At 69.1% G+C, this 23752-nt stretch carries 21 protein-coding genes; 7 read left to right on the top strand and 14 right to left on the bottom strand.

The window, feature by feature from the left end:
• Positions 1-93: 93 nt before the first annotated feature.
• From A5756_RS03540 to A5756_RS03535, 3 genes are all read left to right on the top strand, one after another.
• Positions 94-1566 (top strand): aldehyde dehydrogenase, encoded by a 1473-nt coding sequence (locus A5756_RS03540; RefSeq protein WP_066947175.1) that lies wholly within the window; start codon positions 94-96, stop codon positions 1564-1566.
• Between the two features lie 312 nt (positions 1567-1878).
• A complete protein-coding gene (locus A5756_RS26600) occupies positions 1879-2010 on the top strand; it encodes a hypothetical protein (protein WP_255360740.1) in 132 nt (43 codons plus the stop codon).
• 89 nt (positions 2011-2099) lie between these two features.
• Positions 2100-2666 carry a TetR/AcrR family transcriptional regulator gene (locus tag A5756_RS03535; RefSeq protein ID WP_066947651.1) on the top strand — a complete coding sequence of 189 codons (567 nt, stop codon included), beginning with the start codon at positions 2100-2102 and terminating at the stop codon, positions 2664-2666.
• A gap of 4 nt (positions 2667-2670) precedes the next feature.
• Here A5756_RS03535 and A5756_RS03530 read toward each other — a convergent pair whose 3' ends face one another.
• The 6 genes from A5756_RS03530 to A5756_RS03505 form a co-directional block, all read right to left on the bottom strand.
• Positions 2671-2967 carry a hypothetical protein gene (locus A5756_RS03530; protein WP_066947170.1) on the bottom strand — a complete coding sequence of 99 codons (297 nt, stop codon included), beginning with the start codon at positions 2965-2967 and terminating at the stop codon, positions 2671-2673.
• Positions 2964-4457 (bottom strand): class I adenylate-forming enzyme family protein, encoded by a 1494-nt coding sequence (locus tag A5756_RS03525; protein ID WP_066947166.1) that lies wholly within the window; start codon positions 4455-4457, stop codon positions 2964-2966. Before A5756_RS03525 ends, A5756_RS03530 begins: the two co-directional genes overlap by 4 nt.
• Positions 4458-4523: 66 nt before the next feature.
• The gene (locus tag A5756_RS03520; protein ID WP_066947648.1) at positions 4524-5300 is read right to left on the bottom strand and encodes a crotonase/enoyl-CoA hydratase family protein; all 777 of its coding nucleotides are present in this window, start codon (positions 5298-5300) and stop codon (positions 4524-4526) included.
• A gap of 117 nt (positions 5301-5417) precedes the next feature.
• On the bottom strand, positions 5418-6827 hold the full coding sequence (locus A5756_RS03515) for a wax ester/triacylglycerol synthase family O-acyltransferase (protein ID WP_066947162.1): 1410 nt from the start codon (positions 6825-6827) through the stop codon (positions 5418-5420).
• A gap of 44 nt (positions 6828-6871) precedes the next feature.
• Positions 6872-8053 carry an alpha/beta hydrolase gene (locus A5756_RS03510; protein WP_066947158.1) on the bottom strand — a complete coding sequence of 394 codons (1182 nt, stop codon included), beginning with the start codon at positions 8051-8053 and terminating at the stop codon, positions 6872-6874.
• Between the two features lie 188 nt (positions 8054-8241).
• On the bottom strand, positions 8242-8910 hold the full coding sequence (locus tag A5756_RS03505; protein ID WP_066947155.1) for an SAM-dependent methyltransferase: 669 nt from the start codon (positions 8908-8910) through the stop codon (positions 8242-8244).
• Positions 8911-9259: 349 nt separating this feature from the next.
• Here A5756_RS03505 and A5756_RS03500 point away from each other — a divergent pair, with 349 nt between their 5' ends.
• A complete protein-coding gene (locus A5756_RS03500; RefSeq protein WP_066947152.1) occupies positions 9260-10159 on the top strand; it encodes an alpha/beta hydrolase in 900 nt (299 codons plus the stop codon).
• A 7-nt stretch (positions 10160-10166) separates the two neighbouring features.
• Here A5756_RS03500 and A5756_RS03495 read toward each other — a convergent pair whose 3' ends face one another.
• Genes A5756_RS03495 through A5756_RS03485 form a run of 3 tightly spaced genes read right to left on the bottom strand, consistent with a single transcriptional unit; the run spans position 10167 to position 13690 of the window.
• Positions 10167-11471: an amidohydrolase family protein gene (locus A5756_RS03495; protein WP_066947147.1), complete on the bottom strand. Its 1305-nt coding sequence runs from the start codon at positions 11469-11471 to the stop codon at positions 10167-10169.
• Entirely contained in the window at positions 11465-12655 is a 1191-nt protein-coding gene (locus A5756_RS03490; protein WP_066947130.1) for a CoA transferase, read from the bottom strand. The genes A5756_RS03495 and A5756_RS03490 overlap by 7 nt, the downstream gene beginning before the upstream one ends.
• 18 nt (positions 12656-12673) lie before the next feature.
• On the bottom strand, positions 12674-13690 hold the full coding sequence (locus A5756_RS03485) for a MaoC family dehydratase (protein WP_066947127.1): 1017 nt from the start codon (positions 13688-13690) through the stop codon (positions 12674-12676).
• Positions 13691-13858: 168 nt separating this feature from the next.
• Here A5756_RS03485 and A5756_RS03480 point away from each other — a divergent pair, with 168 nt between their 5' ends.
• A complete protein-coding gene (locus A5756_RS03480) occupies positions 13859-15019 on the top strand; it encodes an acyl-CoA dehydrogenase family protein (protein ID WP_066947124.1) in 1161 nt (386 codons plus the stop codon).
• A 113-nt stretch (positions 15020-15132) separates the two neighbouring features.
• Positions 15133-15579 carry a CD225/dispanin family protein gene (locus tag A5756_RS03475; RefSeq protein ID WP_066947122.1) on the top strand — a complete coding sequence of 149 codons (447 nt, stop codon included), beginning with the start codon at positions 15133-15135 and terminating at the stop codon, positions 15577-15579.
• Positions 15580-15586: 7 nt separating this feature from the next.
• Here A5756_RS03475 and A5756_RS03470 read toward each other — a convergent pair whose 3' ends face one another.
• The 5 genes from A5756_RS03470 to A5756_RS03450 form a co-directional block, all read right to left on the bottom strand.
• Positions 15587-16546, bottom strand: a complete 960-nt coding sequence (locus tag A5756_RS03470) for an enoyl-CoA hydratase/isomerase family protein (protein WP_066947115.1) — start codon at positions 16544-16546, stop codon at positions 15587-15589.
• Positions 16547-16549: 3 nt separating this feature from the next.
• Positions 16550-18067: a fatty-acid--CoA ligase FadD4 gene (gene fadD4 / locus A5756_RS03465; RefSeq protein WP_066947112.1), complete on the bottom strand. Its 1518-nt coding sequence runs from the start codon at positions 18065-18067 to the stop codon at positions 16550-16552.
• A 76-nt stretch (positions 18068-18143) separates the two neighbouring features.
• Positions 18144-19973 carry a phosphoenolpyruvate carboxykinase (GTP) gene (locus A5756_RS03460; protein ID WP_066947108.1) on the bottom strand — a complete coding sequence of 610 codons (1830 nt, stop codon included), beginning with the start codon at positions 19971-19973 and terminating at the stop codon, positions 18144-18146.
• 148 nt (positions 19974-20121) lie between these two features.
• Complete coding sequence (locus tag A5756_RS03455) at positions 20122-21699, bottom strand: hypothetical protein (RefSeq protein ID WP_066947645.1); 1578 nt, start codon at positions 21697-21699, stop codon at positions 20122-20124.
• On the bottom strand, positions 21696-22790 hold the full coding sequence (locus A5756_RS03450; RefSeq protein WP_066947106.1) for a hypothetical protein: 1095 nt from the start codon (positions 22788-22790) through the stop codon (positions 21696-21698). Before A5756_RS03450 ends, A5756_RS03455 begins: the two co-directional genes overlap by 4 nt.
• A gap of 170 nt (positions 22791-22960) precedes the next feature.
• On the opposite strand from A5756_RS03450, the gene trmB reads away from it, so the two are divergent.
• Entirely contained in the window at positions 22961-23743 is a 783-nt protein-coding gene (gene trmB / locus A5756_RS03445; RefSeq protein ID WP_156659193.1) for a tRNA (guanosine(46)-N7)-methyltransferase TrmB, read from the top strand.
• Positions 23744-23752 lie beyond the last annotated feature (9 nt).

Below are 23752 nucleotides of genomic sequence, written 5' to 3'. Positions count from 1 at the left end.
GAAACATGTTCTCGTTTTGCGTCCGCTTGGGTAGGGTGGCGCCATGCGCGCCGGCGACGATGCGGCGCGAAGCAATGAGGAGGAGCGGCGCAGATGCCCGAGAGCCAAACGACGGAATACGACAAGCTTTTCATCGGCGGTAAGTGGACTGAGCCGTCGACCGACGAGGTGATCGAGGTGCGCTGCCCGGCCACCGGCGAGTATGTCGGCAAGGTGCCGATGGCGGCGCCCGCCGACGTCGACGCCGCGGTGGCCGCTGCCCGCGCCGCCTTCGACAACGGACCCTGGCCCACGACGCCGCCCAAGGAGCGCGCGGCCGTGATCGCCAACGCGCTCAAGTTGATGGAGGAGCGCAAGGACCTGTTCACCCAGCTGCTGGCGGCCGAGACCGGCCAGCCGCCGATGGGTGTCGAAACGATGCACTGGATGAGCTCCATCGGGGCGCTGAACTTCTTCGCCGGCCCCGCCGCCGACCAGGTCAAGTGGAAAGAGGTCCGCACCGGCGGCTACGGGCAGAGCATCGTCTACCGCGAGCCCATCGGCGTGGTGGGCGCGATCGTCGCGTGGAACGTGCCGCTGTTCCTGGCGGTCAACAAGCTGGGCCCGGCGCTGCTGGCCGGCTGCACCGTGGTGCTCAAGCCGGCCGCCGAAACGCCGCTGAGCGCAAACGCTTTGGCGGAGGCCTTCGCCGAGGCGGGGCTGCCCGAGGGGGTGCTGTCGGTGGTGCCCGGCGGGATCGAGACCGGCCAGGCGCTGACCTCCAACCCGGGAGTCGACCTCTTCTCATTCACCGGCAGCTCGGCCGTCGGCAAGGAGATCGGCCGGCGCGCCGCGGACATGCTCAAGCCGTGCACGCTGGAGCTCGGCGGCAAGTCTGCGGCCATCGTCCTCGAGGACGTCGACCTGGCGGCCGCGGTCCCCATGCTGGTGTTCTCCGGGATCATGAACACCGGGCAGGCCTGCGTGGCCCAGACCCGGATCCTGGCCCCGCGCTCGCGCTACGACGAAATCGTGGATGCGGTAAGCGCTTTCGTGCAGGCGCTGCCGGTGGGCCTGCCGTCGGACCCGGCCGCCCAGATCGGTTCGCTGATCTCGGAGAAGCAGCGCGCGCGGGTCGAGGGCTACATCGCCAAGGGCATCGAGGAGGGCGCGCGGCTGGTGTGCGGCGGCGGCCGCCCCGAGGGCCTGGACAGCGGCTTCTTCGTGCAGCCCACGGTGTTCGCCGACGTCGACAACAAGATGACGATCGCCCAGGAGGAGATCTTCGGGCCCGTGCTGAGCATCATTCCCTACGACACCGAGGAGGACGCGATCAAGATCGCCAACGACTCGGTGTACGGCCTGGCCGGCAGCGTGTGGACCACCGACGTGGAGCGTGGCATCGCGGTTTCGGAGAAGATCCGTACCGGCACCTACGCGATCAACTGGTATGCGTTCGACCCCTGCTGTCCGTTCGGGGGTTACAAGAACTCCGGCATCGGCCGCGAGAACGGCCCCGAAGGTGTGGAGCACTTCACCCAGCAGAAGAGCGTGCTCATGCCGATGGGCCACACGATCGAGGGCTGACCGCCCGGTACGCAGCGAGCGTGCACGCACCGCGACGAATGAGAAACGACCTCGCGGTGGGTGCACGTTCGGCGTTTCAGGCCCTGGGTGAAGGTGGCGGTGAAGGTGCCGGCGCCGGGGCCACAGCCCCAGAATTATGCAAAATAGCATAGAAACCTGATTGTTACGCCCACGTCAAACACGATTTACGATGGCGCGTGGCGACATTTCCCGTGGTTCGGCGCTTACATAGGGAATAGATTTGCTTACTAAACCGCTGTCTTATATGCTTCTAAGCATAATCATGGGCTGCACTCAGGCCGGGAGAGAATCATGTGGATCATCGAGCTGAACATCGGCGGCTATCAATTCACCCGCGAGATGCCCGACCTCAAGCGCCGGAATTTCCGCTTCAGCCCACGCAGCATGCATTGGCCGGTACTGCGGCATTCACACGCTGCATGACGTTAGCCACGGGAGGCACGAGAGTGGCGACCACGAGCGAAACAGTGCAGGAGCTCACCCCGACGAAGCGCGGCGGCACGCGCAGAAAAATGCTGGCCAGCGCCGCCGAGGTGATGCGTGAACGAGGCGCCGCGGGAGTGACCATCGATGCGGTGCTCGCCCGCAGCGGCGCGCCGCGCGGATCGGTCTACTACCACTTCCCCGACGGCCGCAATCAGATTCTGATCGAGGCGCTGCGGTATTCCGGTGATTCCATCACCGCGATGATCGACGACGCCGCCGAGCAGGGCGCCCGGGTGCTGCTGGGCAGGTTCGTCGAATTCTGGGAGCGTCTGTTGACCGAGGGCGGCTTCACCGCCGGCTGCCCGGTGGTGGCCGCGGCGATCGGCTCGGACGACGACGATGCCCGGCTTTCCGCCGAGGCCGGCGCCATCCTGGGCCGCTGGTGCGCGTCGCTGACCCGGGCCTTCACCCACGACGGCTTCGACGAGCCGTGCGCCGCCTCGCTGGCGGTGATGTCGATCGCCGCGCTCGAGGGCGCCATCGTGCTGTCCCGGTCGACCGGCAGCATCGACCCGTTGCGTCAGGTTGGCGACCAGCTCGAATTCCTGATCAAGGCAAGGGAATTCGTGCTTCGCAATAATATCGGGGAGTAACTCCTCAGTCGCTGGCCGGAAGCGGCTTGACCTCTTTCAGCTGCAGCGCGGTCGCTCCGACGCTTAGGCTCCCGGCGCCCGGCTTGGTCACCAGCACCTCGGCACCGGTCTCGTCGACGTAGCGCTTGCCCATCACGGTGCCGTCGGCAAAGGCCGGGTCCAATTCGCCCGAACGCTCGCCGCCAATCGGCACCATAGGCGCACCGCCACAACGCAAGTCGTCGAGGCTGTCGGCACTCCTGACGACGATCACCTGTGTGTCACACACCTGGCTGGCCAAGCGGGTTCCGTTCTTGATCATGCCTTCAGCCCTTCTAGCATCTCGATGATCTCCCGGCGAAGTACCTTGCCGGTGGGGGTCGTGGGCAGCTCGTCGCGAAACACTACCCGGTCCGGGGTTCGCGACCCGCGCAAGCTTTTCCGGACATGCTCGCGCAATTCCTCGGGATCCGGTTCCGCACCGGGGCGGGGCACCACCACCGCGACGATCGCCTGGCCCCACTGCGGATCCTCGACACCGACCACGACGACGTCCCGCACGTGCGGGTGCTCCACCAACACCTCTTCGAGCTCGGCGGGCGCGATGTTCTCACCACCGCGGATGATGGTGTCGTCGCTGCGGCCGCCGATGAACAGGTAGCCGTCCTCGTCGAGCATGGCGATGTCTTTGGTTGGGAACCAGCCGTTTTCGTCGAGCACCGAACCGATCCCGGTGTAGCGTCCGGAGACCTGCTCGCCGCGGACGAACAGCTCGCCGGTCTCGCCCGGCCCCAGCACGTTGCCGTCCTCGTCGCGAATCTCGATCTCGATGCCGGGCACCGGCTGACCGACCGACGCCAGCCGCCTGGCGACCTCCGGTGCCTCCGCGGCCTGCGCGGCCCGGTGGTCGTCCGGGGTGAGTACGGCGATGGTCGAGCTCGTCTCGGTCAGGCCGTAGGCGTTGACGAAGCCGACGCCCGGCAGAAGTTCGAGGGCCCGGCGGACGAGCGGCAGCCCCACCTTGGACCCGCCGTAGGCCAGGTTGCGCAGCGACGGCAGCTCGTGGCCCTCGGCCTCCAGCGCGGCAACGATGCGATCCAGCATGGTGGGCACCACGGTCGCGGTGGTCACGTTCTCGGCGTTGATCAGCCGAACCCATTCCTGCGCATCGAAATTCGGCAGATAGACCATCTTGCGCCCGGCATACAGGTTCGACAGCGCGGCGCCCACCCCCGCGATGTGATACGGCGGCACGCAGATCAGTGCGGCGTCGCTCTCGGCGGCCGACTCGAATTCAACCGTGCCGGTCACGTAGCTGGTCAGGTTGTTGTGCGACAGTTCGACGGCCTTGGGCTGCGACGTGGTGCCCGAGGTGAACAGCACGATCGCGACCGAGTCCGGGTCGGGGAACTCCGCGGCCGGCTCGTTGTCGCGGGCGGCCGCCAGGAATTCGTCGGTGGTCATCAGCCGCGCCGCGGCGTCGCCGACCATGTCCCGGTAGCGGCTGTCGACGATCACCACGGGCTCGGGCAGGCGCTCGATGAGCGCCTGGATGCCGTCGGCGGAGAGCCGGTAATTGATCGGCGTGAACGGCAACCCGGCGCGCGCGGCGGCGAAGATCAGCACCGGCAGCATCGCGCCGCCGGTGCCCACGTAGGCGACGTGCCGGGCATTCGACCCAGCGATCACCCCGGCGCCGCCGTCGGCGAGATCGCTGAGCTGCTGCGTCGTCAGCCGAGTGTCGCCGGAGACCACCGCGGTCCGATCGGGATTGCTCGACGCGGCCATCTCCAGAAGCAAAGAAATGCTCATCCTCGGTCTTCCTGGATCCCCACGCCTTTACAAAACTTAGTCACAGTGTAACCCGTCCGGCCGACGTCAGCTGCCCGTCCAGCGCGGTGGGCGCTTCTCGGCGAACGCGATGGCGCCCTCTTTGGCGTCGTTGGACGCGAACACCGGACCCAGGATCGTGTTCTGCTCGGCGAACATGTTCTCGGGGCTCCAGCCGCGCGACTCGACGATGATCCGCTTGGTGGCGGCCACCGCGAGCGGCCCGTTGGCGGCGATCTTCTCGGCCAGCGCGATGGCCTCGTCGAGCGCCTTGCCCGGCTCGGCCAGCACGTTGACCAGCCCCAGCTTGTGGGCGCGCTCGGCCGGCAGGTTGTCGCCGGTGAGCGCAAGCTCCATGGCGATGGCGGACGGGATGCGCTGCGGCAGGCGCAGCAGACCGCCGCCACCTGCGACCAGCCCGCGCTTGACCTCGGGGATGCCGAAGGCCGAATCCCTGGACGCGACGATCAGGTCGGTGGCCAGCGCCAACTCGGTGCCGCCGGCCAGGGCGTAGCCCTCGACCGCCGCGATCAGCGGTTTGATGGGTGGGCGTTCGGTGAAGCCCATGCCGCGCCCCTGAACGATGGGGAGTTCGCCGCGCGCGAAGGCCTTGAGGTCCATGCCCGCGCAGAACGATCCGCCGGCGCCGGTAAGGATGCCCACCGAAAGACCCGGGTCGCCGTCGAGCCGGTCGACGGCCTCGGCCAGGCCGTTGGCCACCGCGGCGTTGACAGCGTTCTTGGCCTTCGGCCGGTTGATCGTGATGATCAGGATCCGATCCCGCTGTTCGACCAGGACCTCGGGTTCGCTGGGTTCTTCGCTCACGGTGCTCACGTGCCGCACAGCTCCTTAAGGGTAGGGATGGCTGCTTATCCGACCGATGGTAACGGTCGGCGGAAACGGCATTGGCACCAGCCGAGAGTCCCGTTTCCGGGACAGTCCTCAGGCGGGCGCCATCGCGGCTTCGACGACGGTGAGTTCCTCGGAAAGCCCTGCGGCCCTTCGTATTTCGATGAAGTCCGCGACCATGGCCTCGGTCACCTCGTGCGGGTCCTTGAGCGTCGCACCGTCGGACAGCACCGAGATGTTGAGCTGGTCGACGTAGCTCCACACGGTGATGTTGAGGCCGCTACCGGCGGTCAGCGGGCCCACCGAATAGATCTCGGTGACCAGCGCCCCGCCGACCCGCCCGCGTTCGCGTGGGCCGGGCACGTTGGAGATGTTCAGGTTGAGGATCTTGTTGTGCCCGTCGCGGCCGGACGCCCACCGGAAGAAAGCCTGGGTCGGCGCGGGCGGCATGTAGGCCGCCCAGCGGCTGACCAGCTCGGGACCCATCAGCTGGTTGCTTTCCTTGGCGGCGATGGCGTTCTCGTGGGTGCACCGCACCCGCTCCAGCGGATCGTCGGAGTCGGTCGGCAGGCCCACCAGCACGCCGGTGAAGCGATTGCCGGAGATCCGCTCGGGCGAGAAGTCGAAACTCATCGGCACCGACGCCAGCAGGGGCACGGCCGTGCCGTCGTAGCGCAGCAACAAGGTGCGCAGGGCACCGGTGGCCATGGCCAGGACCATGTCATTGATCGTCGCCCCGAGCCGCTTGCCGGTCTCCTTGACGTCGGCCAGCGCCAGGGTGGCGGTGGCGAACCGGCGCTCCGCGGTGATCTTGTGGTTCATGAAAGTCGGTGGCGGTTCGAACGGCCGGCTCAACTCCGGTGACAACTTGCGTGAGCTGCGCCGGACCCGGCCCAGCCCCTGCGCGGTGTAGCGGACCGTCGCGGGGATTCGCCCGACGTGCCGCAGGTGATCCGCGAACGCCGAACCCATCAGCTGCCGGGCGGTGGGCGCCGGGTCGGACATGTACGGGCCGCCCTCCGGCCCGGGCTGCAGGTCCATGCCGCGGGCCATCAGGTTGGCCGAGGCGACGCCGTCGGCGAGCGCGTGGTGGATCTTGCCGACCACGGCGATCCGGTTGTTCGCCAGCCCTTCGATGAAGTACATCTCCCAGAGGGGGCGGCTGCGGTCCAACGCAGTGCTGGCGATGCGCCCGATGGCGTCGTCCAGCTCGCGCCGGCCGCCGGGCGCGGGCAACCGCATCGGGCGAATGTGGTAGTCGAGGTCGACCTCGCAGTGCTCCCGCCACATCGGGTGGTGAAGCTGGAAGGGAATCTCGACCAACTGGTAGCAGAATGGCTCGAGCTTGCCCAGCCGGCCGCGGATGACTTCGCGAAACGCCTCGACGCCGAAGTCAAGCCGATCTGAATCGAGTTCGATCACAGCGGCTTTGATGGTGTGCATGTGCACGTTCGGCGTTTCGCTGTAAAGCAGAACCGCGTCCCACCCGCTCAGCCGTTTCACCGCTGCCCCTTACCCATAAAGGGACCATACTCAGCAGCGGCAGTTCAGATAACCTCTTTGGCCGCGTTTGTCTTGGTGCGATAAACCTGGTTGAGGAACAGCGAAGTCGCGTGCGCCGCCGCTCCCGCCCGCTCCCCGTCGATGAGGTCGTACCCGTGGCCCGCCCCGGGCAACTCCAGGTAGCCGACCATCGAATGCGAGACCGCCCGCATCCGTTCGACGAAGCTGCGCGCCTGTTCGACGGGGATGACGCTGTCCTTGCTGCCGTGAATCACCAAGAACGGCGGGGCATTTCGGTGCACCCTCGCCATCGGCGACGCGTCGCGGAACACCTCGGGGTGACGGTCGATCCTGCGTTTGACCACGACCCGCTCCAGGAAGTCGACGAACCGGTCCCGCTCGGGAGTCGAGCGGTCCTCCCAGTCATAGCGACCGTAGATGCCGACCACGGCGTCCACCGAGGTGTTGGCGCCTTCGGGCAGCTTTGCGTGGTAACCCGGGTCATCGGGGGTGAGGCCGGCCAGTGCGGACAGGTGCCCGCCGGCCGAACAACCCGCCACCGCGACGAAATCGCGGTCGCCGCCGAACTTGTCGACGTTGGCGCGCGCCCACGCGATGGCCGTCTTGACGTCGATGATGTGCCGCGGCCACCGGTGATGCGGGGCGACGCGGTAGTCGATCGCCAGGCAGACCCAACCCTGCTCGGCCAGCCGGGACATCAGCGCGGAGCCCTGTCCCATGCACCTGCCGTGCACCCAGGCGCCGCCCGGGACGAAGATCAGCACCGGCGCGGGCTGGGCGGGCAGGTCCTTGCGGCGCCAGACGTCGAGCACTTGCGCGGGGTGGTCCCCGTAGTGGACCGCGCGACGGTGGAGGTAGCGGCGCTGACGCATCGCGTCCCAAATCGGCGGGGTTCGTAGCGCCGCGGGCCATTCCAGCTCGAGGTCGGCGGCCGACACGATCCCCCGGAGGGCCGCCAGGGACACGTCCCGAGTGCTCTCCCGATCCCGGCGGCGAATCTCCTCGCTGTCCGACGGCTGCCGAGGCTTGGTCATGCCGGAGAAGAAGTCCGGGGCGTGCCGTGCGCCCCAGATGCCCATCGCGGCGAGGCCACCGAGCGGTTCGAGGTGCTTGCCGACCACCGGCAGCGAAGCACCCGCGGCGCTCAAGGCCAGCGCGTAGTCGCCCGGACGCGCCCGCAGCAACTTTTTCGCGCACGATGTCATACTCGGCCTCCTTGCCGTCGTGTTAGGGCAGCGTACCCCCGGCCCCGGGTCCGAAACTGACGTTTGCGTCGACGCGACATCCGAGATCTGAAAGACACCTGGCGTGCGATTGCCCTGCGCAAATACGGGCTGCTATCGGCCGCCGTGGCGTTTGCTATCGGGGTGGTCCGAGGCCTGTTGCGACACGCTCACATCGCCGCCAGGCAGGCGATGACCCGCCCGCCGATCAGGCGGACACCGGTCAGCGTCAGACCGACCTGCGCGGCGAGCGCGGCGGCGCTGTCCGCGCCGACCGACGCCCACCGAAACCAGGGCCCGATCTCGCGTGCGGACTCCAGCCGGACCCAGCGCGAACGGATGCCGATGTTCTCGGCGTCGAACTCGGCCACGCAGTGCCCACCGCGGGCCAGCAGCTCGGCGGCCCGGCCCAGGATGCGGCGCGGGTCGCCGCCGAGGCCGACGTTGCCGTCGACCAGCAATACCGTCTGCCACAGACCCATCGCGGGCAGCGGGTCGAACACGTCGCCCAGCAGGACGGGCGCGCCGCCGCGGCCCGCCAACCGGATCGCGGCCACCGAGCGATCGATGCCCAGGGCCGGTATCCCCCGCTGAATCAGCCGGGCCACCAACCGGCCGGGCCCGCATCCCAATTCGATGGTCGGCCCGGTGCACATCTGCGTGACGGCTTCGTCGAAGACTTCGTCGAAGGCGTCACCAGAACCATCACCGGGACACACGTCATCGGGACATCGCACGCCCAGCCAGCGGTGGGCCGGCAGCGGTCGCAGCTCGCCGTCGTCATGGCGAATCCAACATCGCTCGCCGCCGAGCGCCCGATCGTAGAGATGCCCCAGCATTCACGTCCCTCGCGTCCTGCCCGGCCGGGCGGTCCACGCTCGGTCCCGGTGAGGGACGTTGCGACGACGAAACGCTGGCGCGTACCGCCCTCGCCAGCATTCCACCGATACCCCGATATTTCTTCGGCTAATCCACCGCCCTGGGGAACGCACCCGGGCGCGGAATGGTTCATCCGCGATCGCTTCGCTGAAGGCCGGCCCCCCGCGGCTGACCTGCACACAGGCCTTGCCGAGCACGGTGTCGACGAACCGCGAAGCATTTCCTGGCACGTTGCCTCCCGAAATCTGGATCACCGCATCCCACTGATACCAGGCCACTCGAGCGTTCCGCGTCGGTGATACTGATGCGGTGCCGAACACCGACGTTCACCCTGACCTGCAGCGGATCGCCCGTTTCACCCCGCGCCGACTCGTCGGCCCCCGGACCCTGCGGCTCATGCGGGCGGCGACGGCCTTGCGCGGGCGACTTGGTAAGCCCGCCCGCGACGTCGAGGTGATCACGCTCGGTTCTGGGGCCGGCGTCCGGCTGTTCCGGCCGGTCGGCGTGGTCGAGCCGACCCCGGCGCTGCTGTGGATCCACGGCGGCGGTTACGTGATCGGCACCGCCGAGCAGGACGACCGGCTCTGCAGAGCGTTCAGCCGGCGACTCGGCGCCACCGTCGCGTCGGTGGAATACCGCCTGGCGCCCGAACATCCGTATCCCGCCCCGTTGGAAGACTGCTATTCGGCGTTGACGTGGCTGGCCGGCTTGCCTTCCGTGGACCGCTACCGGGTGGCCATCGGCGGCGCGAGCGCCGGTGGCGGCCTGGCCGCAGCCCTGGCCCTGCTGGCCCGCGACCGCGCCGAGGTGAGCCCGGCATTTCAGCTGCTGAGCTATCCCATGCTCGACGACCGCAGCTCGGCCACCGCCCGCAAGTCCCACTATCGGCTCTGGGACAACCGCAGCAACGAGTTCGGTTGGGCGGCGTACCTCGGCGACGCCGACCCTCAGGTGGCCGTGCCGGGGCGCCGCGATGACCTGGGCGGGCTGCCGCCGGCCTGGATCGGGGTGGGCACGCACGACTTGTTCCACGACGAGGACCTGGCCTACGCCGAGCGCCTGACGGCCGCCGGGGTGCCGTGCCACGTCGAGACCGTTCCGGGCGCCTTCCACGGCTTCGACCTGGCCGTGCCCAAAGCGCAAGTGTCGCAGCGGTTTTTCGACAGCCAGTGCGGCATTCTGCGTTCCGCGCTCGCCGCCGCGCCGTGATCGCCGGTCACATCGCGAAGTAAACGAGTTCGCCGCCGATGATGGTGGCCGCCACCATGCCGGCGTCCAGCTCGGCCAACGCCGTCGCCGGCGGCTCGCTCAGCACACAGAGGTCGGCCGGCTGTCCGACCGCGACGGTTCGCGCCCGTCCCGGTCGCTCCGGCTCCCCCAGGAACATCGTCAAAGCCTCTCGGGCAGAGACACATTCGTTGGCGTTGAGGACGGTGCCGCTGAGGGTGGTGCGGTAGACCGCGGCGCGCATCGCCGTCCAGGGGTCGCCGTGACCGAAGGGCATGTCGGTGGACAGCGCCACCGGCACCGTCGCCTCCACGAGAGAGGCGACCCGCCACAGCTGAGGATGCTCGGCGGCGGGGACGTCGGCGAGGTAGTGATCGCCGCGCTCGGCGACGAAGTTGGGCTGCGTCACCACCGTGACCCCCAGGTCGGCGAGGTCGGCCAGGTTGTCGTCGGGCACGACGGCCGCGTGCTCGATGCGATCCCTCGGATGGCTGCCGGCCGCCCGCAGGGCCGCGATGGTGACCACTAGTTGGGCCGCGGTCACGCAGTGCACGGCGACCGGCCGGCCCGCGTCGTGCTGACCGGCGATCCAGTCCGTCAGCCCGTCCAGGTCGAGGCGGTCGTCGTGCAGGATCTTCTTGCCCGGACACAGGAAACTCGGCCGTGGCCGGAACTCCCCGCGCCGGTGGGCCACCATCAGCGACACCATGTCCTCGGCGTCGAGGTCCGGGGTGGCGTCGGTGACGCCGGTGACGCCGGTCGCGGTGATTCGCCGGCTCAGTTCCGCGAGGTCGCTTTCGCGCCGCGTCAGCAGGTCCGACCAGCCGTGGTCCGCGCTGCGCAGGCGCCCGTCGGGATGTTCGGCCAGCCCGACCCGGCCCAGCGCCTCGGAGTTGAGGATCCATAGCGCCCCACTGCGGTGCTGGATGCGCACCGGGACGCTGCGAACCATCGCGTCGAGGGCGGTCCGGTTCAGGTCGCCGGCCACCGACTCGTGGTAACCGACGGCGCGAATCCACCCGTCGGGGCCCGGCGTCGCATTCGACAGCAGCTGTGTCAGTTCGGCTTTGGTGCTGACCCCGGGCGGCCCGACGAAGAACGAATCCAGCGCGGAGGCCGCCGATCGCAGGTGCACGTGGTGGTCGTGGAGGCCGGGCAGCACGACCCCGCCACCGGCGTAGAGCACGCCCTCGCCGCGCTCGGCGACCAGGCCATCGCCGATTTCGTCGATCTGCTCGCCGACCCGGACGTCGGTGGTCGTCCCGTCCAGCAGCGTGGCGCGCCGAATCAGCATGGCGGGCAGCCTCGTTCGGCCACCATTGTGCGCACCGCCGCGTTGTCGGCGCCCAGCCGCGCCGCCGGGCGGCCCGGCGGCGGAACCGGCGGGGGCGGGGCGAGCAGGTCCGAGAGCGACGCTTGGGTCGGCAGCGCCGCGTAACCGGCGGCGACGGCGGCCATGGAGACCTCGATGAGCTCGCCGCCACCGCGGCCCAGTGATTCGGCGACCGCCCGCATGGCCTCCAGCCCCGTCAGCGGATCGGCGATGGCGTCACCGCAGAACACCGGTCCGTCGGCGGCGACGCCGACGAGGCCGCCACCCACCGCCGCGTCATCGCCGAACGCCGGCCTGGCGTCGTCATATCCGTTGATGCGCAACCAGATTCGGCCTCGACCCGGCTGAACATCGTCCGGCCCGAGCCGGCGCCGCGCCAGCGCCGCGGGGCGCGAGCCCTCGATGACCACGTCGGCGGCGGTGAGCAACTCGCGCAACTCGTCGGCCTGCCCGTCGAAATCGACACAGTACGAAAGCTTTTGACCGTTCACCCAGTCGAAGAACGCCCGGTTGCCGCCGCGGGTACCGTCCGGGCGGTCCGGGCGCTCGACCTTCACGACGGTCGCCCCGGCACTGGCCAGCAGCTGTCCGCACAGCGGGCCCGCCCACATCGAGGACAGGTCGGCGACCAGCAGCCCCGTGATGTCGCGCGCCGGTCCGCGGCCGCCCCGTGGCCGTGTTCGCGGCGGGGCGGCCGCGGCTTCGCCCAGACCCGCCGCGGGGATGTCGAGCAGCGTTGCGCGCTCCACGATCGCGCAAAGGGGTTGCGTTGCCGCCCAGCGCCGCAACGTCGGCCAGGGGTCGCAGGCAGCCTCATCGGTCTGCACCAGCGCGGGAACGGCGGCGACGTCGTCCGGGCGCGACAGCGTGATCGCACACCAGCCGTCGGCGGCGCCCAACAACCGGGTGGCGCCACCGGCGGACACCCGGCCGCCGCGGGTCAGGCCCAGCAAGGCGGCCCGCCCGGCCAGCAGGCCCGCGACATCGACGGTGATGCCCCAGCGCTCGGCCACGGCCGCGGCCACCCGCCGGGCGTGGGTCAGCACGTTCGCGCGGGAGAAGTCGGGCGGCCCATCCGGCAGGCCGGTCAGATAGGCCAGCCCGCTGCTCCCCCACATCGACGTAGCCGAGCTCACGTTCCCCATTGTGCTCGTGGTGCGCGCCTAGAACTGCAGCGCGCTGAATCGCCAGTCCAGCACAGCGCGGTCGGGTTCACCCGCGACGTCGCTGATGGCGTAAACCAGTGACCGCAGCCCCAGGACGCCCCCGTGGTCGGTCGGCTCGGCGGACTCGACGTGCAACTCGCTGTAGAGGGTGTCGCCCTCGTGGACGGGCCCGGTGTGATCGCAGGACTGCCAGCCCAGCACCGTCGCGAGGTTGGGCAGTAGCCTGCTCGCCTGCGCGAGCGCCAGCCCGATGGTATGGCCGCCGTAGACCAGTCGGCGCCCACTAACCCGCGAATCATGGTGGGTGGCAGCGATGTTCAAAGTGAGCCGGGCCAGCTCGGGCGCGCTGCTCACCACGTCAGCCGCGCTGCACAGCACCGCGCCGGCCAGGCTTGAGTGAAAGTGCGGACCGGGCACCTTGGTTCGGAACACCTCGCCGTCCCAGTGTGCGACGGGGTCGGTGGCCGGGCCGGGCGCGCCGGCGCCGATTCCGGACAGGTCGTCGCCGGGCGCAGCAGGGGGATTCGAGTCCGGGCCGGCCGGCAGCATCGCGCACCGGTAGAAGTCGAGGACCAGTCGATCGGCCTGGTCGATCGTGATCATCCGAAGCGCCGCCAGCCCCGTCGGCGCCCGGCCAGGCTTCGGCGAATTGGCCCGTAGCCCAACCACTTCGGTGCGGGTGTAGATGGTGTCGCCGATGACGGGGAACCGGTGAAACGTAAGGCCGCGGTAGAACAGGTTGGCCTTGACGCGCTGGGTGGCCAGTGTCGACTGGCCGATCGCGACGTCACACACCAGCGCCGGGTGCGCCAGCGGTCCCGGCACGCCGGTCACGGCGGTGCACAGCACGGCATCGCACGCCAAGCGCAGCCGGTCACCCACGATCGCCTGGTGGGCCGCGGCCAGCCCCGAGGACAGCGTGACCGCGGGCGCCCAGTCGAAGACCTGGCCGACCGAGAGGTCGTCGAAGTACGGCCCGCCGGGGCGGGTCCGGGCATACCCGTCACTAGTCACAACGCCACATGCTGGCAGGGTGTGGAATCGAGGGTCAACCTCGTGGCGATCGCGAGCGCGGCGAAGCCGGGCGAAGCGGGTCGCCACCGAACAACCTCGTGGCGATCGCGAGCGCGGCGAAGCCGGGCGAAGCGGGTCGTCACCATCAACGCTGGAGGGCGACAGCAGGTGAATGACGAAGAGGACATGCTGGTGGCCACGGTGCGGGCGTTCATCGACCGCGACGTCAAGCCGACCGTCCGCGAGGTCGAGCACGCCAACACCTATCCCGAGGCGTGGATCGAGCAGATGAAGCGGATCGGCATTTACGGCCTGGCTATTCCGGAGGAATACGGCGGATCGCCGGTGTCCATGCCCTGTTACGTAAGGGTCACCGAAGAGCTGGCCCGCGGCTGGATGAGCCTGGCCGGGGCGATGGGCGGGCACACCGTGGTGGCCAAGCTGCTGGTCCTGTTCGGGACCGAGGAACAAAAGCGGGCCTACCTGCCGGCGATGGCGTCCGGCGAGCTGCGGGCCACGATGGCGTTGACGGAACCGGGCGGCGGGTCGGACTTGCAGAACATGACGACGACCGCCCTGCCTTTCGACGGCGCGGACGGCGCCCCTGGCGGCCTGCGGATCAACGGCTCCAAGACCTGGATCAGCAATGCGCGGCGGTCCGGACTGATCGCGCTGCTGTGCAAGACCGATCCGAATGCCACGCCCCGCCACCGCGGCATCTCGATCGTGCTCGTCCAGCACGGGCCCGGCCTCACTGTGTCGCGGGACCTGCCCAAGCTGGGCTACAAGGGCGTCGAGTCGTGCGAGCTCTCCTTCGACAACTTCGTGGCACCCGAGTCGGCGGTGCTGGGCGGCCAGATGGGCGAAGGCTTTTCGCAGATGATGAAGGGACTCGAGACGGGCCGCATCCAGGTGGCCGCCCGGGCGCTGGGTGTCGGCACCGCGGCGCTCGAGGACGCGCTGGCCTATGCGCAGCAACGGGAGAGCTTCGGCCGGCCCATCTGGAAGCATCAGTCGGTGGGCAATTACCTGGCCGACATGGCGACGAAACTGACGGCCGCCCGTCAGCTCACCCGCTACGCCGCCGAGCGCTACGACAGCGGCGAGCGCTGCGACATGGAAGCCGGGATGGCCAAGCTGTTCGCCTCCGAAGTGGCAATGGAGATCGCCCTGAACGCCGTCCGGATTCACGGTGGCTACGGTTACTCGTGCGAATACGACGTGGAACGCTACTTCCGCGACGCGCCCCTGATGATCGTCGGCGAGGGCACCAACGAGATTCAGCGCAACGTGATCGCCGGGCAGTTGGTGGCGCGGGGCGGCATCTGAGCCCCGCGCCCGAATGTGCGGGCTTGACGTCGGGGCGTGCTGTATTCTTGCCTGACTTCTCAGCAAAGCTGCACGGAATTAAAAGTTACTGCAACGAAAGAAAGTCGGCTGCCATGAGTTATCCCCCAGGGCCCTACGGCGAAGGCTCCCCGGAATGGCAGGGCCAGCAGCCGGAATGGCAGGGACAGCCGCCGCCTTGGCAGGGCCAGCAGCCGGGTTGGCCGGCCCAGCAACCGGGTTGGCAGCCACCGCAGCCGGGCTGGCAGGGCCAGCCTGAGCCGGAGAACTACCTCGTCTGGGCCATCCTGTGCACCGTGCTGTGCTGCCTGCCGATCGGAATCGTGTCGATCGTGTACTCCACCAAGGTGTCCGGGCTATGGGCCCAGGGCCGGTACGCCGAGGCGCAGGAGGCGGCCAACAACGCCAAGAAGTGGGCCATCATCGGCGCCGTGGTCGGTGCGGTGTTCGCCGTGATCATGGTGATCCTGTACGTCGCCATCGGCGTGATCGCCGTCTCGAACCTGCCGTCGACCACGACCACCACGTATTCGGGCTTCTGACAACGCTTTAGGCGTCAATAGCGTCGACCAAACCCCAGGCCAGCGCGGTGCCGGCGTCGATGGTGCGGCCGGACAGCACGAGATAGGCGGTGCGCCACCGGCCGATCCGGCGGGTGACGCTGAGCGTCCCGCCGGCGCCGGGGATCAGCCCCAGCTGAAGTTCGGGTAGCCCGAACACCGAATCCTCGTGCGCGGTCACCCATCCACAGAACGCCGCCATCTCCAGCCCGCTGCCCAGCACGCGGCCGTGCACCTCCGCCCTGCAGGCGCGGCCGAGCCGGGCGGTCAGCGCATCGAGTGCCAGGGCAGGGCTGTGCCGGGTGCGGGCCAGGTGCGCGCTCGCCGGGTCGGCGAAGGTACCGAATTCGGCGAGGTCACCACCGCTGCAGAACGACGGTCCGTTGCCGCTCAACACGATCCCGGTCACCGACGGATCGAGTTGCGCGACGGTCAGCGCCTCCAGCAGCGCGGCCCGGGCGTCGGTGGAAAAGGCGTTGTGGCGTTGCGGGCGGTTGAACGCGATGCGCAGCGTGTCGCCGTCGCGGCGGGTCCGCACCGGCTCGGCGATGTCGGGCAGCTCGGCCGGACCGCGTGCGTGCAGCCAGCGCGCGAACTCGGGACCCGCCTGCAGGGTCGAATAGGCAAGCGACTCGGTAACCACCGCCGACAGCGCGGGCCCACCCGGGTCGACCCCGCGCAACACGTCGTCACAGACATTGCTGGCCTGCGGCCAGTGCTGGCAGCGCGCGGTCAGCTCGCCCAGCGCGGCAGGCACCGAGTCGACGGTGACTACCCGGCGATCGTCGCAGCGGTCTTCGGTCAGCGTGAAAGTCGCAGCCTGAAGCCATGATTCGCGGCGGGCGAGGTCGGCGACCGCGCCATGCGCCAGGATCACCCCCGGCGGGGCCGCGGTGCCGGGTTCGGGGCCGGCATCCGGGGGGCTCGACAGGTCCAGCACCCGGAGCATGGGTCACACCGAGTATTTCTCGATCAGCCCGTTCTTGTAGAGCTTGCCGGTGTCGGTGCGCGGCAGCTGCGCCTCGAACGCGATCGAGCGCGGACACTTGTAGTGCGCCAGGCGATCTCGCAACCATGCCAGCAGTTCGTCGGCGAATTCCTCCGTGGCGTCCGCCGGGTCGACGGTCTGCACGGCCGCCAACACCCGTTGCCCCATCTCGTCGTCGGGAACGCCGAACACCGCCGCGTCCAACACCTTCGGGTGGGTGACTAAAAGATTCTCGGTTTCCTGCGGGTAGATGTTCACCCCGCCCGAGATGATCATGTGGTGGCGCCGATCGGTGAGGTAGAGATAGCCCTCGTCGTCGACGTAACCGATGTCGCCGACCGTCGTCCACCCGCGCTTGTCCCGGGACGCAGCGGTTTTCGCGTCGTCGTTGAGATATTCGAAGCTGTAGCCGCCCGCGAAGTAGATCTCGCCCGGATGGCCCGGCGGCAGCTCGTTGCCGTTCTCGTCCAGAATGTGGATCTCGCACGCCATCGGCTTGCCGACCGAGCCCGGATGCGCCAGCCATTCCTCGGCGCTGATCAGCGTCGACCCGATCGCCTCGGAGGAGGCGTAGTACTCGTCGATGATCGGCCCCCACCAGTCCATCATCTGCTTCTTGATCTCCACCGGGCACGGCGCCGCCGCGTGCATCACCCGCTGCAGGCTGGACAGGTCGTACGAATTACGCACCGCCTCGGGCAGTTTCAGCATCCGGGTGAACATCGCCGGGACGAACTGCCCGTGCGTGACACGGTGCCGCTGAATGGCGTCGAGGCAGCCGTCGGGATCGAATTTCTCCAGCACCACGGTGGTGACCCCGCCCGCCTGCGCGCTCATCGACCACACCGACGGCGCGGTGTGATAGAGCGGCGCCGGGCTCAGATAGATCGAATCCGGGTTCATCCAGAAGCTGACCAGGGCCGACATCATGCCGGGCGCCTCGGACGGCGGCACGTGTGGCAGTTCGCGTTTGATGCCCTTGGGCCGGCCGGTGGTGCCCGACGAATACTGCAGCAGGTCGCCTTCGCGTTCGTCGTCGATCGGGGTGTCCGGCTCGCCCGCAACGCATTCGGGGTAACGCTGCCAGCCCTCGAGATCGTCATCCGCGATCAGCAGCAACCCGGGCAGGCCGGCCGGCAAATGCTCGGCCAGGTTCTCGCACGTCTTGCGCAGCGCCGCCGAGCCGATGATCGCCTTGGCGGCGCTGTTGTCGACGATGTAGGCGGCCTCGGCGGCGGTCAGGTGGGTATTGATCGGGACGTAGTAGAGACCGCTGCGCCGCGCCGCCCACATGACCGCGTGCATGTGTTCGTTGTTCTCCATCAGGATCGCGACGGCGTCGCCCTCGACGAGGCCGGCTCGCCGGAAAAAGTGCGCCAGCCGGTTGGCCCGCGCCTCCAGCTCGTCGAAGGTGATGACCGTCCCGGACGGGTGAAGAATGACGGCGGGCTTGCCGGCGCCGAGGTGCTCGCGAATCTGCATGGGCAGACTGTACCGCCGAAAAACTTGACGGGTGTCAAGTGGTCATGGCCGACGGTCCGATCGACCCGATCGGCGCCTAGTCGGCGTCGGCCAGGCGCTGCTTGAGCGCCTCGAACTCGTCCTTGACGCCGGTGGGCAGCTTGTCGCCGACAAACTCGAACCACTCTTCGATCAGCGGAAGCTCCTGGCGCCACTCGTCGGTGTTGACCGCGAGCGCCTTGGCGACGTCTTCGGGCTCGACGTCGAGGCCGTCCAGGTCCAGGTCCGCGGCGGTCGGCACGATGCCGATCGCGGTGTCCTGGCCGCCGGCCTGGTGTTCGATGCGGTCGACGATCCACTTCAGCACGCGGCTGTTCTCGCCGAAGCCCGGCCACAGGAACTCGCCCTGGTCGCCGCGGCGGAACCAGTTGACGAAGAACACCTTCGGCATCTTGGACTCGTCGGAGTTCTTGCCGAGGTCGAGCCAGTGCTGGAAGTAGTCACCGACGTGGTAGCCGAGGAACGGCAGCATGGCCATCGGGTCGCGGCGCACCGTGCCGACCTTGCCTTCGGCGGCGGCGGTCTGCTCGCTGCCCATGGTGGCGCCCATGAACACGCCGTGCTGCCAGTCGCGGGCCTGCGTCACCAGTGGCACCGTGGTCTTGCGACGAGCGCCGAACAGAATGCCCGAGATCGGCACGCCCTGCGGGTCGTCCCACTCCGGCGCGAGGATGGGGCATTGCGACATCGGCGTGCAGTAGCGCGAGTTCGGGTGGGCGGCTTTGGTTTCCGTCTCGCGGATGTACCAGTCGTTGCCCTTCCAGTCGATCAGGTGATCCGGCTCGCCCTCCAGGCCTTCCCACCACACCTCATCGTCGTCGGTGAGCGCGACGTTGGTGAAGACGGTGTTGCCCGCGGCGATGGTGCGCATGGCGTTGGGGTTGGACTTCCAGTTGGTGCCCGGCGCCACCCCGAAGAAACCGAACTCGGGGTTGACCGCGTACAGCCGGCCGTCCTTGCCGAACCGCATCCAGGCGATGTCGTCGCCCAGGGTCTCGGCGCGCCAGCCCGGGATGGTGGGCTGCAGCATCGCGAGGTTGGTCTTGCCGCACGCCGACGGGAAGGCCGCGGCGAAGTAGTACGCCTTGTTCTCCGGGGAGATCAGCTTGAGGATCAGCATGTGCTCGGCCAGCCAGCCCTCGTCGTGGGCCATCGCCGACGCGATGCGCAGCGAGTAGCACTTCTTACCCAGCAGCGCGTTGCCGCCGTAGCCGGAGCCGTAGCTCCAGATCTCGCGGGTCTCCGGGAAGTGGGTGATGTACTTGGTGTCATTGCAGGGCCACGGCACGTCCTGCTGGCCGGGCTCCAGCGGCGCACCCACCGAGTGCAGCGCCTTGACGAAGAACCCGTCGTCGCCGATCTTTTCCAGGGCCGCCTTGCCCATCCGGGTCATCGTGCGCATGGACACGACGACGTACTCGGAGTCGGTGATCTCCACGCCCAGCTTGGGGTCCTCCGCGCCGAGCGGGCCCATGCAGAACGGCACCACGTACATGGTGCGGCCGCGCATGCAGCCGCGGTACAGGTCGGTCATCAGGGCCCGCATCTCGGCCGGTTCCATCCAGTTGTTGGTGGGGCCGGCGTCGATCTCGCGCTCGGAGCAGATGAAGGTCCGCGACTCCACCCGTGCCACGTCGGACGGGTCGGACAACGCCAGGTAGGAATTCGGGTGCTTCTTCTCGTTCAGCTTCGTGAAGGTGCCCGCCTCGACCAGCTGACCGGCGAGCCGATCGAACTCTTCGGCGGACCCGTCGGTGAACACCACGCGCTCGGGCTGCGTCAGCTCGGCGACCTCCCGTACCCACGACAGCAGCCCCTGATGCTTCGTGGGTGCGGTGTCCAATCCGGGAATGGTCGCTGAGGTCATCGAAGTCTCCTGAATTCTTCTGCGTACTCGGGCTGCTTTTGGTGCCTATCGCATATGCGGTCGCCCACACAACGGTTGACATGGTGGCGTTAACTACAGGTTATCGTGAGCACCTTGTCGGGGAAGTCTCGGGCAGGTATAAGCCTTCTCACAACAACGATTCAGAAGATCCGTCAGAATCTCCATCGCCGCTCCTAGAAGCCGGTTTTTCGGTTGCCTCGATTTCTTCGCCCGATTTGCCCTCGGACGCTTCATCGGCGGCTGGAGATATACCCGCTTCACCCAGTTCCGCACGTATGACGTCCAGGGCCGCCAACACCGTCGGCAGCTCCCGCTCCCGGGCGGCGGCGGCCCGCGACGCGGCCATGGCATGCGCGCGCAGCTCGCGGTCGATGGCGCTGACCTGGTCGCTCACCTCGGCGTTCTCCACCTCGTCCTGGGCCAGGACCGCCTTGCTGAGTACCGACTCGGCCACCAGGACGCGGGTCGCCACCAGCTCCTCCGCCACCGATCGCAGCGAGGAGGTCACCTCGCCCGCCCAGCGGTCCAGCAGCGCCCGGTCGCGCAGCAGGCTACGGATATTGACCACCAGGAGGGTGACCGCCAGCCCGATCGCCACGCACGTCACCGCCGCGACGACGGACAGCGCGGGACTGAGCCGAGCGGCCGGCCCGCTCAGCAACCGGCTCAGGGTCAGCGCCACGCCCAGGCCGAACCCGGCGCCCAGCAGCATCATCAGCCAGGTCTCGTGCCGCCGCGATTTCAGCGGGGGCGGAGGGATATCGACCGTCGGCAGCTCCTCGACTGCCGGCAGGGTCGTCGCGACCCCCACCACGTGCGCGACATCAGCGAGGTGGCTGGCGGTGCCCTCGTTCACTTCGGCGACCACCTCGTCCAGCCGGCCACGCGTGTGCGCCTCGAAGCCGGGCATGTGGCGCCGGGACAATCCCGCGGCGTCTTCCTGCAGCTCGCTGCGCACCGACGAGCAACGATTGCGCGCGAAGTGGGACAGCTGCACCCGCGCCTGCTGAATCTGACCGCGCAACGTGATGGTGCGCTCGGTCTTCGCCTCGCGCCGCTGCCGCAGCGCCGTGCTGCGCTCGTCGCGCAACGCGTCGACCCGTGCCCGCCGCCCGGCGCCGTCGGCGTCGCGGTCGAACCGCTGCACGACGGTCTTGAGCCGGAACTCCCACGCCCGCAGCCGGTTTCGGCGCGCGAGCTCGGAGTCGGCCAATCGCGTCGACAGTGTCTGCACCAAATCGTCGACGTCCTGCTCGCCGAGGTCGGGCAAGGCGGCCGCTCCCACCCAGGGCACGCCGCGGTAACGCGGCGCGTGCGCGGCCAACGTTTCGCGGTTGGCGGCCAGCACGTCGCGCCAGGCGCGATGCACGTCGACCTTGGACACCACTCCGACCACCACATCGGTGTGCGCGGCGGCGGCGTCCAGCAGCGCACAGTCGGACTGCGTGAGGTGGGCCGCGGCCGAGACGACGAACACCACAGCCGTCGGCGCCTCGCCCGGGCCCAGGTCCACCGACTCGACGAACTTGTGCTCCGGCAGCCGCTCGCGCAGCGCCGCGGCCACCGCGGTCACCCCGGCCATCCACGGCCCGGTCACCAGCACCACGTCACGGCGGTGGATGGCGGGCGCATTCAGCTCCGGACCGATGCTCGCCACCAGCGCGTCGACTCGAGCGACCGGATCGTCGTGCTTGTCGGCGCTCATCGCCACTCCGCCTGCGGCTCCCCGGGCAGCGACCCGCACGCCTGCGACCACAGCCGCATCGATCCCCTGGCGATGTCGGCCCCGCAAGCGCGGTGCAGCTCGCTCGCCGACGCCCGGCTGTAGCGCTGCCACCGCACCGCGCGGGGCAGGTGCGCGGACGGGTCGCGGTCCCAGTCAGCCGGTTCCCCGTGGTCCGGGCCCAGCCCGGCCGACTCCGCCAGGTCGACGGCGGCCGCCATCCGGGCCACCACCGTGTCGTCGTGCGACAGGAATCCGCTGATCGTCTCCGCGGATTCGTCCAAGCCGACCGCCAGCGCCTCCAATTCCGCGACGGCGTCCAGCACCCGCTGGTAGCGCACTTCGGCGCCGGCGATCGCAATCTGGGACAGCACGGCGTCGACACCGCTCGTCCGGCGCAGCAGGGCCCGCACCTGCGCGGCCGTCCTGCCCTGCCGGACCGCGGCAACGCCGAGCGCGATGCCGAACAGGTCCAGGGTGTTGAGCAGGCGCAGCCGCACGTCGGCCGGCACCGGATTGTCCGCCGACATGAACCCGGCGAACGAGCCGTCGAGGGAGGTGGCCACCCCGGGGTGCGCGGCCAGCGTCCGCAGCGCCGCCCACAGCGGGGCGTCCAGGTCGTCGACCGCGGCGACGGCGAGCAGGCCGGCCATCGGCACCGTGGGCACGCCCGCGAGTTCGGCAAGCTCCGCGCACCGCGTTCGCGCTGCCGCGATCGGCCCTTCCCCGCGGGCGAGGGACCCGGCCAGGTCGGCTTTGTTCAGCACCGCCAACACCGGGCGCCCGGCGGCGCCGATCGCGTCGATGTCTTCCGGTTTGACGACCTCGGTGGTCACGTACACGACGACGTCGACTTCGCGACCGCCGGCGGTCGTCACCGAGATCCCCGCGGCGGCTCCGGCGCGGTCCAGCGCCCGCGCCACCGTGACGCACCCGACGCCACGGCGTCCCCGGACCAGCACGCGCAGGGGCGCGGCCGTTCGCTCGGCAATGGCCGTCACGCGAGGGTCGGCGTGGCCGGCGGCGAATCGCGCCAGCTCGTCGACGAAATCTTGGTGTCCTTGTCCGCTCATCGTCCCCTCATGTCCTGCGTTCGGTTCGATGGATCCGACCCGGGGGCCGGTCGGGTCCCACCGAATGGTGGCACTTGCGTCACTTTGATGCGAGCCACCGTTTGACTGTTACCAGCCGAAGGCAACTGTTGGGTATCAATCTGGACCAGGGGCGGCTACATCACTCGGTTATGGGCCACCATGGACAAATGCATGCGCAACCCCGGGCGGGAGCTTTCCCCGACGCGCCTGAGGAGGAGTCGGACGACCGTCGCGGCCAGCGCTACCTTCCGGCATCGAGCTTTCGCTCCCGACGATCCGCCCTTTCCGACGCCCAGCGGCAAACCTGGGAGCGGCTGTGGCCGGAGCTGGGCCTATCCCTGGACGCCCCGGGCGAGGGCGGCGGGGATCCGCGGCTGGACACCCGCGCATGGTTTGGCCGCCAGGCGCCGCTGGTGCTCGAAATCGGTTGCGGCAGCGGCATATCCACGCTGGCGATGGCCAAGGATGAGCCGGATGTCGATGTGATCGCGGTGGAAATTTACAAACGCGGGCTCGCGCAACTGCTGTGCGCGATCGACCGCGACGGGGTCGGCAACATCCGCTTGATCCGCGGCAACGGGGTCGAGGTGCTGCAGCGGCTGATCCCGTCCGGCTCGCTGACCGGGGTGCGCGTGTTCTTTCCCGATCCCTGGCCCAAGGCCCGTCACCACAAGCGCCGGTTTCTGCAACCGGGCACGGTTGGCCTCATCGCCGACCGGTTACTCCCTGGTGGTGTCCTGCACGCCGCGACGGACCATCCCGGGTACGCCGAACATATCGGCGCGGTCGGCGACGCCGAGCCGCGGCTGCGTCGCGCCGATGCCGGTAGCCGGCTGCCGATCTCGGTGGCGCGGCCCACCACGAAATACGAGACGAAGGCCCACGAGGCGGGCAGCGCCGTGACCGAATTCATCTGGCTACGACATGAGTAGGCGATGACC

The sequence above is a fragment of the Mycobacterium sp. 852002-53434_SCH5985345 genome (genome assembly GCF_001667155.1).
GTDB lineage: Bacteria > Actinomycetota > Actinomycetes > Mycobacteriales > Mycobacteriaceae > Mycobacterium.
This window is presented reverse-complemented; position numbering and strand designations above follow the sequence as displayed.

Bases quoted from the DNA above. Each gene is read 5' to 3' on its own strand.
- A5756_RS03540 (WP_066947175.1), top strand. From the start codon at position 94: ATGCCCGAGAGCCAAACGACGGAATACGACAAGCTTTTCATCGGCGGT.
- A5756_RS26600 (WP_255360740.1), top strand. From the start codon at position 1,879: ATGTGGATCATCGAGCTGAACATCGGCGGCTATCAATTCACCCGCGAG.
- A5756_RS03535 (WP_066947651.1), top strand. From the start codon at position 2,100: ATGCTGGCCAGCGCCGCCGAGGTGATGCGTGAACGAGGCGCCGCGGGA.
- A5756_RS03530 (WP_066947170.1), bottom strand. From the start codon at position 2,967: ATGATCAAGAACGGAACCCGCTTGGCCAGCCAGGTGTGTGACACACAG.
- A5756_RS03525 (WP_066947166.1), bottom strand. From the start codon at position 4,457: ATGAGCATTTCTTTGCTTCTGGAGATGGCCGCGTCGAGCAATCCCGAT.
- A5756_RS03510 (WP_066947158.1), bottom strand. From the start codon at position 8,053: ATGACATCGTGCGCGAAAAAGTTGCTGCGGGCGCGTCCGGGCGACTAC.
- A5756_RS03505 (WP_066947155.1), bottom strand. From the start codon at position 8,910: ATGCTGGGGCATCTCTACGATCGGGCGCTCGGCGGCGAGCGATGTTGG.
- A5756_RS03495 (WP_066947147.1), bottom strand. From the start codon at position 11,471: ATGCTGATTCGGCGCGCCACGCTGCTGGACGGGACGACCACCGACGTC.
- A5756_RS03490 (WP_066947130.1), bottom strand. From the start codon at position 12,655: ATGGGGAACGTGAGCTCGGCTACGTCGATGTGGGGGAGCAGCGGGCTG.
- A5756_RS03475 (WP_066947122.1), top strand. From the start codon at position 15,133: ATGAGTTATCCCCCAGGGCCCTACGGCGAAGGCTCCCCGGAATGGCAG.
- A5756_RS03470 (WP_066947115.1), bottom strand. From the start codon at position 16,546: ATGCTCCGGGTGCTGGACCTGTCGAGCCCCCCGGATGCCGGCCCCGAA.
- fadD4 (WP_066947112.1), bottom strand. From the start codon at position 18,067: ATGCAGATTCGCGAGCACCTCGGCGCCGGCAAGCCCGCCGTCATTCTT.
- A5756_RS03460 (WP_066947108.1), bottom strand. From the start codon at position 19,973: ATGACCTCAGCGACCATTCCCGGATTGGACACCGCACCCACGAAGCAT.
- A5756_RS03455 (WP_066947645.1), bottom strand. From the start codon at position 21,699: ATGAGCGCCGACAAGCACGACGATCCGGTCGCTCGAGTCGACGCGCTG.
- A5756_RS03450 (WP_066947106.1), bottom strand. From the start codon at position 22,790: ATGAGCGGACAAGGACACCAAGATTTCGTCGACGAGCTGGCGCGATTC.
- trmB (WP_156659193.1), top strand. From the start codon at position 22,961: ATGGGCCACCATGGACAAATGCATGCGCAACCCCGGGCGGGAGCTTTC.